General features: G+C 37.1%; 12 protein-coding genes. 8 read left to right on the top strand and 4 right to left on the bottom strand.

From position 1 onward, the window contains the following. Positions 1-112: 112 nt before the first annotated feature. The 7 genes from JO178_RS01270 (at position 113) to JO178_RS01240 (ending at position 6,389) form a co-directional block, all read left to right on the top strand. Positions 113-628 (top strand): hypothetical protein, encoded by a 516-nt coding sequence (locus tag JO178_RS01270; RefSeq protein ID WP_291930598.1) that lies wholly within the window; start codon positions 113-115, stop codon positions 626-628. Between the two features lie 76 nt (positions 629-704). After that, positions 705-1,616: a helix-turn-helix transcriptional regulator gene (locus JO178_RS01265; protein ID WP_291930597.1), complete on the top strand. Its 912-nt coding sequence runs from the start codon at positions 705-707 to the stop codon at positions 1,614-1,616. Between the two features lie 93 nt (positions 1,617-1,709). Then, positions 1,710-2,915: an MFS transporter gene (locus JO178_RS01260; RefSeq protein WP_291930595.1), complete on the top strand. Its 1,206-nt coding sequence runs from the start codon at positions 1,710-1,712 to the stop codon at positions 2,913-2,915. 209 nt (positions 2,916-3,124) lie between these two features. Then, complete coding sequence (locus tag JO178_RS01255) at positions 3,125-3,880, top strand: alpha/beta hydrolase (RefSeq protein ID WP_291930593.1); 756 nt, start codon at positions 3,125-3,127, stop codon at positions 3,878-3,880. A 16-nt stretch (positions 3,881-3,896) separates the two neighbouring features. Further along, positions 3,897-4,937, top strand: coding sequence for a serine hydrolase domain-containing protein (locus JO178_RS01250; RefSeq protein WP_291930591.1), 1,041 nt, complete (start codon positions 3,897-3,899; stop codon positions 4,935-4,937). Between the two features lie 134 nt (positions 4,938-5,071). Continuing rightward, positions 5,072-5,521 (top strand): MarR family transcriptional regulator, encoded by a 450-nt coding sequence (locus JO178_RS01245; RefSeq protein ID WP_291930590.1) that lies wholly within the window; start codon positions 5,072-5,074, stop codon positions 5,519-5,521. 22 nt (positions 5,522-5,543) lie between these two features. Beyond that, the gene (locus JO178_RS01240) at positions 5,544-6,389 is read left to right on the top strand and encodes a universal stress protein (protein ID WP_291930588.1); all 846 of its coding nucleotides are present in this window, start codon (positions 5,544-5,546) and stop codon (positions 6,387-6,389) included. Between the two features lie 44 nt (positions 6,390-6,433). Here the strand turns inward: JO178_RS01240 and JO178_RS01235 are convergent, their stop codons facing one another. Both JO178_RS01235 and JO178_RS01230 read right to left on the bottom strand, forming a co-directional pair. Beyond that, entirely contained in the window at positions 6,434-7,030 is a 597-nt protein-coding gene (locus JO178_RS01235) for a Crp/Fnr family transcriptional regulator (RefSeq protein WP_291930586.1), read from the bottom strand. Between the two features lie 103 nt (positions 7,031-7,133). Then, positions 7,134-7,490 carry a helix-turn-helix domain-containing protein gene (locus JO178_RS01230; protein ID WP_291930584.1) on the bottom strand — a complete coding sequence of 119 codons (357 nt, stop codon included), beginning with the start codon at positions 7,488-7,490 and terminating at the stop codon, positions 7,134-7,136. Between the two features lie 117 nt (positions 7,491-7,607). Here JO178_RS01230 and JO178_RS01225 point away from each other — a divergent pair, with 117 nt between their 5' ends. Next, a complete protein-coding gene (locus JO178_RS01225; RefSeq protein WP_291930582.1) occupies positions 7,608-8,210 on the top strand; it encodes an NAD(P)H-dependent oxidoreductase in 603 nt (200 codons plus the stop codon). A gap of 117 nt (positions 8,211-8,327) precedes the next feature. On the opposite strand, the gene JO178_RS01220 is transcribed toward JO178_RS01225, so the two are convergent. Together JO178_RS01220 and JO178_RS01215 are read right to left on the bottom strand one after the other, a co-directional pair. Then, positions 8,328-9,590: a right-handed parallel beta-helix repeat-containing protein gene (locus JO178_RS01220; protein ID WP_291930580.1), complete on the bottom strand. Its 1,263-nt coding sequence runs from the start codon at positions 9,588-9,590 to the stop codon at positions 8,328-8,330. 6 nt (positions 9,591-9,596) lie between these two features. Continuing rightward, on the bottom strand, positions 9,597-12,353 hold the full coding sequence (locus JO178_RS01215) for a TonB-dependent receptor (protein WP_291930578.1): 2,757 nt from the start codon (positions 12,351-12,353) through the stop codon (positions 9,597-9,599). Positions 12,354-12,553 lie beyond the last annotated feature (200 nt).

Below are 12,553 nucleotides of genomic sequence, written 5' to 3'. Positions count from 1 at the left end.
GTAAAACTGTACTGACCAAATTTACAAAATAAACACCTGTACCGATCATATTTTAACAAACTGTATCCTTTCCGAATGAATTAATCTTCTAATTTTGAATAAAAAAAGACCCATGGATATCATTTCAAAATTTACAGTAGGTTCTGAAGAGGGAATTTCTGATCTTATAACCATCATTGATTCTTCTGTGTATACGCTTCATAAAGACTTTGTTGCAGAGTCGGATATCAATCAGTATATCAATAAAGAAATAGATCCGAGAAAGATGATCAATGATTTGAATGACCTCTCCAATCAGCTTATCATGACTTATGCGGATCAAAAACCGGTAGGATACAGCATAGTAAAAAGCGGATCTGTTTATGCCGGAATACCTGAAGGCAAAAGAGCTACGGAAATCAGTTTTGTTATTCTTCCGGATTTTGATTCACCGGAAATCAAACAGTCTCTCTGGAAAAAATGCAGATCAGCGGTAAGTTTTACCGATATTATATGGGTTAATATACTTGCTCATGATCCTCTATTGGAGTTTTTAAAAGAAACCGGCTTTACATCAGCTGCCGACTCGCAAACCGGGCCATTCCGGTTGCCATCGAAGATTCTGACCATGGAAATTCACAAAAATTAAAAAAACGGAGATCAAAAAAGATCTCCCACAATGATTATCTACAATTTCGTATCTTTGATTTTTACAATTTACACCCATGAGTGATCAGCTGGAAACTATAGAAGATTATTACAGACGTATTCGTAAAGATCAGATAAAACTGTTTGATTCTGAAGATTTTGAAACAGGGAAATCACATTTCAATATTTCTATGCGGAAGTATTGCAGCTTCAAGAGCCCCTACAATCGTCGTGATTATTATAAAATCAGCTTTATCATAGGAAAAGGCACCATTCATTACGGAGCACATCAGCTGTATATCGACCGGCCGGCCTTGTTTTTTCCTTCTCCGAGTATTCCTTATTCCTGGGAATGTGAAAGTGATATACAGGAAGGATATTTCTGTCTTTTCAATCAGGAATTTTTTAATGGAAATACAGAATTTAACCTGTTTAAAAAAACATCACTGTTTAAAGAATGGAGCAAACCCGTTGTTTTTTTAACAGAAGAACAGACACAGCTGGCAACAGTCTATTTTGATCAGATATACAGAATGAATAATTCAGCATATCCCTATCGTTGTAATAGCATTAAAAGCCATCTTGCTTCTGTTTTACACCTTGCACTGGAACACCGTGTGGAAGATCTGAGTCCCAACGAACTTCCGGCTAACGTACGTCTGTACCGGCTATTTGATGAACTGCTCAACAAACAGTTTCCACTGGATTCTCCCGCCTATCCGCTGGCTTTAAAAACGCCGTCTGACTTTGCAGATCACCTTAATGTACATGTGAATCATTTAAATTCTTCTGTAAAATCAGTCACGAATCTTACGACGACTCAGATCATTAAAGAAAAGATGTTTGAGGAATCTAAAAATTTACTGAAGTACACCAATTGGGATATTGCTCAGATAGGATACACATTAGGCTTTGAACAACCTGCCCATTTCAACAATTTCTTTAAAAAACATGCTCAGACTTCTCCGCTAAAATTCAAGAACTCTTAATCAATTATTTGATTTTTGTAATTTTTACTTTGTCTTTTAAAACTCAGTTTTCTATTTCTTGGAGTATTTTTGCAGGGTAAAAAAAGAATGAATATGTTGAGAGCAGCGTCTGAAAAACGTATCAGACTAATAACCATTATGGCATTTGTATCCATTCCTCTTTCGGGATTTGTTACAGATATCTATTTACCGTCATTCCCTTCTATGGCAAAGGAAATGATGGTTTCGGAAAAAGATATTCAGATTACTCTAACCTCTTATCTGCTGAGCTACGGAATCTCTCAGTTGTTTGTGGGCGGAATTCTGGACAGCATCGGACGTTACCGTCCTAAATTGCTTGCTTTGTTTTTATTGATTGTAAGCAGTATCCTGATTACCATGACCAGCAGCATTCTGTTAATATGTCTGCTCCGTATCCTTCAGGGAGCTGCAGTTTCCGTACTTGTAGTGGCTACACGAGCCATTTTTGTAGACATCTATGATGCAGAAAGGGTGAAACACTACCTGAGTTACTTTACAATAGTATGGTCTTGCGGCCCTATTCTGGCCCCTTTTCTTGGTGGATATCTTGAAAAGCTTTTTAACTGGCATGCTAATTTTTATTTTCTGGCTTTTTATGCAGGGTTCTTATTCTTGTTTGAATGGTTTTTCAGTGGAGAAAGCCTTCCGCAGAAAAAGAAGCTTGATCTGTCAGAAAATATCAGCCTTTATAAGATGATGCTTAAAAACAGAATCTTTATGTTGGGAATTTTTATTTTGGGATTAAGTTATTCTATCGTAATGCTATTTAACATTACAGGACCTTTTATTATAGAAAACACCTTCCATTTTACGCCTGTAGTTATTGGATACTGTACGCTGATCTTAGGATTTTCATGGATGATTGGCGGCTTTATCGGCAAGCGAAGGCTTGGTCTTGATTTCAATCCCCGTATCCTGCAGCCCATTCTGTTGCAGCTGATCCTGATTATAGCTTTAATTATCACCAGTAATTTTGCAGAGAGTCTTTTCATTATGATTCCTTTTGCCTTCTTCATCCACATTTGTTCCGGGATTTTATTTACTTCGTTTTTCACAACAAGTATGCTGTACTTCCCGAAAAATGCAGGAACAGCCGGCGGATTAATGGGTGGACTGGTCTATGTAATCACTTCCATAACCAGCTTTATTATATCTGTAAGCGGAACGGTAACCGAACAAAAAGGCCTGTCATGGCGCTATCTGATTATTGCTTTCTTTTTATTGGGGATTATCCTCATTATGAAACAGGCAGTGAAAAAAGAAAAAGCAGAGAATTAATCTCTGCTTTTTTTGTTATTGGGCTAAGTAATTTATAATTGAAAATGATTAGCCTTGAAAAAACATTATATTTCTTTCTCATATAGTATTTTTAAACGTTCATAACCATAAGGTTTTTCATTAAATTAGTGCCAATACAAAAATAGATATCCTTCTGTTTTTAAGAGACGTTAAAATATCCATCATCAAAAAAAACTTCACAAAAAAAAATGAAAAAAATACTGTTTATGACCTCCGTCTGTATTATGGGTATACCAATTAGTGCACAATCGTTCATCACCAATAATCAGGATTTTAAATGCGATACGTTCATCTATTTTGACTCTTCCAGAAACAGAAAAATTCCGGTTGCTGTTTATACACCCAACCATGCAGTAAAGTCCAATAAAATTCCTGTTATCTTCAGTCATGGCTGGGGAGAAAATAAAGGCGGGGATTATTTTGCTTATTCCTATCTGACTGAATTTCTGGCTTCAAAAGGATATTTTGTGGTCAGTATTCAACATGAATTACCTACCGATGAGATGCTGGCTATGGACGGAAACTTTCAGGTCACAAGAAAACCTAACTGGGAACGAGGTTCTCAGAACATTCTTTTTGTTGTACATAAAATGAAAAAAGATTTTCCAGACCTTAAATATAATAAACTGACTGTAATAGGACATTCCAATGGCGGAGATATGACAGCCTTATTTACAACCAAACATCCGGAACTTGTCGATAAAGTAATCACCATGGATAATCGCAGAATGCCCTTACCCAGAACTCGGCATCCAAAAATATATACATTGCGATCCAATGATTATCCGGCCGATGAAGGCGTTTTACCTACGGAAGGCGAACAGAAAAAATACGGAATAATGGTAGACTTCACCCCAGTGAATCATGGTAATATGGATAATGATGCCACTCCTGAAGAAAGAAAATATATGACTCAAAAAATAATAAAATATTTAGAGAACTAATCCTCTGCAAAAAAATATGATTACTAAGAAAAAAATATATTACCCATCAGTGATTGCTTTATTACTGAGCATTTCTATAAAGGCACAAAAGCATGATATTTACTTCAGAAAGATAGACAGCATTATGACAGCTTCCAGTCCGATACAATTCAACGGGGTTGTTCTTCTGGCTCAGGGAGGAAAACCAAAGTATATTAAAGCTTACGGATATAAGAATTTTGAAAGGAAGATCCCTTTGAAAACAGATGATCAGTTTGAAATCATGTCTAATTCAAAGCAAATTACAGCTGTTTTAATTTTACAGGAAGCCGAAAAAGGCAGGCTTGACCTTCAGGCTCCTATCAGGAAATATTTACCGGAACTGACACAGTCCTGGTCCGATACGGTAACCCTTCATCATCTTCTGAATCATACCCATGGAATTACTGATACGGATAAGCCTTTAGCATTCAGGCCGGGATCAGAGTTCAGGTACGGGAATTTATCATATATGCTTTTGGGTAAAATTCTTCAGAACACGACTAAAATGAAGTATTCAGAACTGGCAAATGCTCTTTTCAAAAAGTTGAAAATGACGAAAACATTTTGCTTTGATTCTCAAAATAATCAGGCGCTGGTTCCTGGTTTTATGAATACGGATAATCAGTTCAAAAAAGTAGATAAATCATTCATCAATACTGATATATTACCGGCTGCGGGAATTGTTTCCACAGTTCAGGATCTGACAAAATGGGATCAGGCACTTTACCATGGCAACCTTCTTTCTACAGAGTTTAAAAAAGCAATGCTGACTCCTTCGGCCATGTCTCAGCATAATGTTTTCGGAAAAGAGAGTATGGGATTTGGCTATAATGTCAGAGTAATTAAGGAAAAAGGACTGGATTACTTTGGAGTAACCGGATTAGGTGACGGATTTACCTGTCTGAATGTTTACTTCCCTTCCACAGATACAAGTCTGGTTATTCTTGAAAACCAAATGCCTGAAAACCGTGAATACTGGAGCTACAAAGAAGCGGCTATTAAAAATGTGGTTTTAGAAAACATCGTGACTCAATGATTCTTTAAAAACAAAAGCTTTTTCATTAAAAATTAGTTTTAAATTAAACTAATTTTAATTATATTTGTTAGGAGGATGAAGCTAAGCTCATTTCTCAATAGATTTCATGGCTTAATTTTATTTTAACAGAAAAAATGGCTTCAAAACAGGACAAAATATCAGAATTATCATTGGAGCTGGGCTTGGCCATGAGTGAAATGAAAAGCCGGTTGCGACAAAGGATTCAGGCCTGCGTGAATGAGTACGATCCGGATCTTTCTGTTGAGCTGGTTGAAATCCTAGGGCTTTTATCCCGGAACGACGGGATTAATCAACAGGAAATAGCGAATAAAGTAAGTAAAGATAAATCAAGCATCACCTATCTTATCAATAGTCTTGTAAAGCGTGAGCTGGTAGAGCGTGTTGCTTATAAAAACGACAGAAGAAACAAGCAGATTTTTCTGACACTTCAAGGAAAAGAAGTTGTAAAAACCATTTATCCATGGGCGCTGGAACTTTATAAAAAGGCAGCGGGTGATCTTCATGAAGATGAAATTAACAATGCGCTACTTCTTGTAAAAAAAATGACAGCCAATCTCGAATAATCAAGATCTAAACCATTACAATATGAGAACAATTCTTGTACCTATTGATTTTACATCAACTACAGAAAATGCGGTAAAGCTTGCTGCTGAATGGGCCAATCATTACGAATACCAACACATTATTCTCTTGAAAACGGCCGGAGAATCTGAATTTGATTTTCTGCACATCTCAGAAGGTCACTCATTCGTAAATGAAGAAAATGTTAATAATCTGCTGGAAAGAACGGAATTATTATTAGACCAGCTAAGTCATATGATTAGAGAAAAATCTCCTGACATAAAAGTTTCAAGAGTATTGAGCGACTGGGCACTTACCAGAAGTATCAATGAATTATTGAAAAACCAGCCCTCTATAGAACTTATCGTACTGGGAAGTGATGACCAGTCTTCCAATGACAGTTATGTTTCAGAGAATATCATCAGTATTGCGAGAACAAGTCCTGTAAAAACATTAATTGTTCCTAATAATTATAGCTACAGTCCTATAAAAAACATTCTTATTCCTTGTGATATAAAGGGAATCAAAAAATTACAGAGATTGTTTCATCATAAATCTATCATTCAAAAACAGGATGTACAGTTGCTGTTTTTGAATATTGACACCCATGAGGGAGATGATACCGGTAATGAGCACAAAAAAGAGCTGGAAGAATATATTCGTCAACATTTAACAGAAATCCCAAGCAGTATTTATTATTCCTATGATCACAATGTTATCAACGGAATTCTAAGTTTTGCGTCTTCCAATCATGCGGACCTTATTATCGCTTTACCGGGCAGGCATAGTTTCCTGTATTATATGGCAAGCAGAAGTATTTCCGAAGGAATTTATCAAAATACTAATCAACCTGTTTTAATTCTAAAATAATAATATCGGCTCTTTTTTAGGGGTCTTTTTCATGATCAAGAGCATTAATAATAGATCTTTGTACTATCCAGCTTAACCAGATTTTGCTCCTGCATTTTTTTGACATTCCTGATTACAGTTTCTACCCTCAATCCTGTGAGCGTAGCAATTTGTTGTCTCGTATAGGGGATCAGAAAAGAATAGACTTCTTTACATCCAAAATAGTTTTTAAGATGATCAAATAACTTCTGAAGCTTTATCATAGGATCGGAAATTGCCAGAAAACTGGAAATCATATATCTGAAGTGCAGCCTGTCTGCTGTATACCGGTTGATTTCCAACATGAGTTCCGGTTTTTCGAGCAAAATTTCTAAGAATTTATTTTTCGGAAGCTTAATGATTTCACAATGGGTTACCGCAATAGCATTCACGGCATAGCCATGATCCGTAAATAAATAACTTTCTCCAAAGCAATGTCCTTCAAACGGTAGTCCATGAACAAATTCTTTTCCGTCTTCCAAAAAGGTGTTCAGTTTTATCGTTCCGCTTTTTATCTGCAAATAATATTTAGCACTGCTTCCTTCCCGAAAAACAGACTCTGAGGCACTGTATTTTTCTAACTTGGCTCCACGAGAAAATAACAAATCTTCACATATAATCATCTTATCATTATTATTTTTAGTAAAATTAGGAAAAGTACAACGAATAATACAACTTAATCAATACCACGAAAAGAATAAACCTGTCACCCTGTACATTTTGCGGTTAAGTGGTAATTTTCGTTTTGTGTTTTCTTCCCCAATCTGCTAAAGCAGCAATAACATCTTTTAACGACTGGCTGTATTCTGTGGGTATATATTCTACCAATACAGGTTTTTGTTCTGCCAGAACAGTTCTTTCTATCAAATGATTAACCTCTAGTTTTTTTAATTCACTGGAAAGGACTCTTGCCGAAATTCCTTTTATCGTTCGCTGCAGTTCATTAAACCGGGTATGTCCCCCTAAAACAGCAATCATTACCCTTATTGTCCATCTTCCGCCCAATACATACAAAGCGTCTTCAGTAGCTGATAAATGCATCGTGCATTGTGGCTGTGAATATGTTAATTTTTCATGTTCCATATTACAATTTTCTCTTCTGACTAACCTAAATGTTAGTACTAACCTTTGAGTAACTACTAACTTTTATTTAGTAAATATAGATAATTTTGAAACATCAAATTTTTAAAAGAATAAAAAATGAAACAAGTACTTCATATTACTTCAAGCCCAAGAGGGGAATCTTCAGTCAGTAAAAAACTGGGAAAAGCAGTAGTGGAAAAAATTACAGACAAATACCCCGACAGTATAATTAAAAAAAGAGATCTTACAGATCCTGTTTTTCCACATCTGGAAGAGATTCAGATCAATGCGTTTTTCACACCTGCTGAAAACCGTACTCCTGAACAACTGGAGACCGTAGCACTTTCCGACACGGTGATCAGAGAATTACAGGAAGCAGATATTATTATCATTGAGGCTCCTTTATATAACTTCAGCATTACCTCTACACTGAAATCATGGCTTGATCATATCGCAAGAGTGGGTGTTACATTCCGTTATGGGGAAAACGGACCTGAAGGATTAATTAAAGACAAAAAAGTATACCTTGCCTTTTCAAGTGGCGGAATTTATTCGGAAGGAGAAAAACAGGCTTATGATTTTGTGGTTCCTTATCTTAAGAAAACACTTGGGTTTATGGGAATGACGGATATTGCGGTGGTCCGTGCAGAGGGGCTTTCGGTACCGGTAATTCAGGAGACGGCATTACAAAAAGGTATTGAGAGCATTGTAGTGGAATAAAAGCGGGGGCTCCGGCCACAAATGCGCAGACTTTTATTAAAGTTAAAAAATTACCGAAAACCAAGAGGCGGTCTCACATTCGAGCCGCCTCTTTGGTCTTTATAAAAATAAAATATTTTACTGCCCGAATGCCCCAATATAGGAAGCAGGTTCGGGAGATTCATACAATATATTATTAATGGTAATTCCTTTCGGGAAATTACGGGTAATCACAACACTTCCTTTTCCGAAAGCCGGCGAACCCGGTAACAGGTGAAAATCCCATGCGTCATTGAATATAAAACTCATCAGGTTATTATCCAACGGATAATTCTTAAACTTAGGATCATTAGCCTGGGGAGTTGTACTGATAATATCATTAGTTCCGCTAAGAATATCTCCGTTATTAGGAGTAAATCCGGTTACTGCACTGGCTGTATATCCGTAATAAAGGTTATTGGATGATTTGGAACGTGAATCAGGTTTATTTTTAGTATCCTGTTTAATTCCGAAGCGGGTATTGGCAAACAGCGTATTATAAATTTCTGCATATACAGAACTCTCCAGCCATACAGAACCTCCTTTAATATCCGGTCTTCTCCATCCTGTATTAATGATTGTATTGTTATAAGCAACCACGTGCGCCTGAGGAGTACGTCCACCGGCATTAGATAGCTTTAACGCATTGGTATTATTGGAGAAGAATAAATTATAACTTACATCGGCAAGAACTCCTGACTTGATGTTAACACCTTCGCCGCCTTTATTTCCGGTACTGTAGAATTTGTTCCTTGTAATAATCAGCTCACCTCCTTCCAGATAAGTAGCGTCATCCTGAAAATTCCTGATCACCGAATTGGTCATAACCAGCTTTCCTTTGGTATTGGAAAACCAGATTGCAGGTAGATTTTCCCCGGCTTTGGCTTTATAAAGTCCCATTTTGACTGAGGTAGACGCCTCCGTAGTCGTAGCTCCGCCCAGTTCAATAATGGTATGATCCAATAAAAGTTCCTGACAAGACTGTGCACCCAGAATACCTCCCCAAACCTGTCCCCATGAATCCGGTTTTCTGGTTTCAGCAGGACCGGTAATTCTTACAGGATTAGCAGCCGTTCCCATACTGTAAAGATTTCCCTTTACAATAATCTCAGGCTTTGCATTGGGATCCATAATCACGGTAACGCCTTCTTCTATGGTTAAAGATTTTCCTTCCGGAATAATGATATCTCCAGAAACATACACGGTAGAATTTTTATTCCAGATCCCGAATACTTCCCCGTGTACACCATTGGTATTGGGAGCTTCAACAGTTGTATCCACCATGGAATTGGCATTTTCACATGAAAAAGTAATTGCCAGTAAAGCAATGAATGCCGGTATTTTAAAGTATTTCATTTTCATAGCTTCTTAGAGTTTGAATTTTATGCCCAGTAAATAGGTTTGTTTGTAATAGTCCTTTCTGATAAGGGTTTCATTTTTAGAAATATCTTGATACGGAATATTGGCATTTTCAGGATTACTTCCTTTGATAAACAGTTCCATCGGAGTATTCAGCAGGTTGTTGGCTTTCAGGAAAACAGTTACCCCGTTTTTGAATCTTTTTTCAACGGCAAAATCCAGCTGAACGAATCCTTTTTGCCAGATATCATTATCCAGATACTGAGAAATAGTATTGATTCTCTCTCCTGTATAAGAACCCGCAAGCTGGGCATCCCATCCGTTCTGTACATCTTTATACAATAATGACAGATTGGCGATATGTTTACTCTGCCCGTACAACGGTCTTTTCTGCATGACCTGAATGGTCTCAAGATCGCCGGCTTGATTTCTTATCTTCTGGCTTTTAGGTGTTTCAATGGTACTGTCTGTAAAAGTATAGTTGGCTTTCAATCCGATTTTATTGAAGAATTTAATAACATCCACTTCCAGTCCTAAATTATAGGCAGTTCCGAAGTTTCCGGGTGAATAAAAAATATCCTGTGGTCTGGTAGGGTCCGGCTGCAAGGTATATTCAATAGGATCTTTAATGGTTTTATGAAAAATACCGATCATATATTGATCTGTTGCTGTAGGGAAATATTCGTATCTGAAATCTAAATTATCAGCCAAAGCTCTTTTAAGATCGGGATTTCCACGCTCCTGGTATTCTTCGTAAGTAATTTTGGAAGGTACGATTTCATAGAAACCGGGTCTGTTTACCGAACGGAAATAAGTAGCTCTGAAATTTTGATTTTTATGAAGGGTATACTTCAGACTCAGACTTGGTAAGTAGTCGGTATATTTCTGATTCAGTTCAGGATTTGATTCTCCCTGAGGAAAATACAGTTTATATCCCTGCTTGGTATTTTCCATTCTAAGCCCTCCGTTGATGTGTAAATTTTCTATCTGGGTATTCAACATTATATAGGCAGCTCCCAACTTTTCGGTGGCATCATACGTAAGCGGGTTGGCAACAGCTCCTTTCGGGTTTTGTACCTCGTAATCGATCTCGGTATAATCCTGATAGTCTGTTCCCCATTGTGCTGCAGGATGGGCTGGTTTCAGTACGTAATTGTTGTAGAAGCTGCTTCTTTTTTTGTCTCTGTATAATCCTCCGGCTTTAAGTTCTGTTTTCTTTCCCAGATTTAATCCCAGATTCAGATAACCGGCATAATCATTATCTGTATTTCTCTGCCAGCTTCTGTTGGCATCTGTTGGCGAAGTATGCGTATCCGTAAAATTATTGCGTACGCCCAGGGTCCCGAAAAAGGCCGTATCCGGGAGTTCATTACTTGCAGAAGATACTACGGCAGACCAGTCCATATTAAGGCGGCCCGGAATAAGCTTATGTTCTCCTTTTAAGGTGGAATTCCAGATACGCTGCTGCTGAAGTCTTGTACGGTTCTGAAAACTTAAGGAAGCATTACCCTGTACAGGGTCGTAAACAGAATTGGAGAAATTTGTATTTATCGTTTCTCTTAGCTGTGTATCTCTTAGCTGTACAAAAAGGTTGTATAATGAAATACTGTGATTCGGATTAAATTTATAGTCCAATTTGGTGTGAATTCCCAGTCTTTGCTGATTTTCATAATAATTTCTGTCGTTTAATGAAGTAATAACGGCATATTTCATCACGTCTACATTACTGGAATTAAAAAACTGACTTTCCGTTAAGCGGCTTGTATTCTGAAAACTTACCGCACCTATAACTCCAAACTTCTGGTTAAAAAACCTTTTTCCATAGGAAACTCCCCCACTGAAATTAGGCATTGCCGTCATATTTTCAATTGTATAGGCAGCCTTTGGAAAATCTGAATTATTGGCCTGATAAGCCTTTCCGAAAACTTCATAAGGAGACCGGAATTTAACCTGATCCGAAGGAAAGCTTTTGAACTTTCTATCGAACAGCATCTGGCTATACCCTAGCGCCAGATTTACATTAATTTCTTCACGGGCAGGGGCTTCTTTCATTACCATATTTACAGCTCCTCCTACAGCATCCCCTTCCATATCCGGAAGCAGGGATTTGTAAACTTCAAGTCTTTCCAGTAATTCTGCAGGAAATATATCCAGAGGAATATAGCGGTTTTTACCATCCGGACTTGGTATTTTTACTCCGTTTACCAGCGTATAATTATACCTTTTATCCATTCCTCTGAGGATTGCATATTGCCCTTCTCCGTTACTGCTTCGCTCTACAGAAATTCCCGACACTCTCTGGATAACATTGGCCACACTGATGTCCGGTGATTTGGCAATAGCGGCTCCTGAAACAATATTAGCCACCTGAGGAAGTTTTTGTTCTCTTTTTCTTGCAAAACCGTCTGTATCTGATTTTTTGCTTCCTTTAATATGGATGTTTTCAATTTCTTTTCCTGGTGAGGTACTTAAAAATACTTCTATCTCATTTTTTTCTTCAGCAATCAGAATGGTATTATGAACCGCTTTAAACGGGTTGTAAGTAATCGTATAAGTATACTGACCCGGGGTAAGATTCTTAAACTTAAATTCACCATCCAACCCCGAAAATACCTTTTGTTTACCCGGGAAAATCTGTATTTCGGCACCTGTAACAACTTCTCCGGTTTCTGAATTGAAAATTTTACCCTTAAATTCCTGTGCAGATGCCCATACTCCAGTAGTACATAGGGTAATGAAGAAAGTCTTTTGTAGAACTGATTTCATTAAAATTATTTATACTCACAAAAATATTCGCTATAATTTCAAAACTTATGAATAAAATATGAAGTATGTGTTAAGTAAGTTTGAATAAAGATATCATGATAAATATCGTTGTAAAAGCATTTATTAAAATTAACTCCACTTTTATGTTATATTTTTTATTACACATAGCCTTTGTGCTACCACATTATTTAAAATAATTC

Origin of the sequence: Chryseobacterium sp. (genome assembly GCF_019236175.1) — a bacterium.
Taxonomy (GTDB): domain Bacteria; phylum Bacteroidota; class Bacteroidia; order Flavobacteriales; family Weeksellaceae; genus Chryseobacterium.
This window is presented reverse-complemented; position numbering and strand designations above follow the sequence as displayed.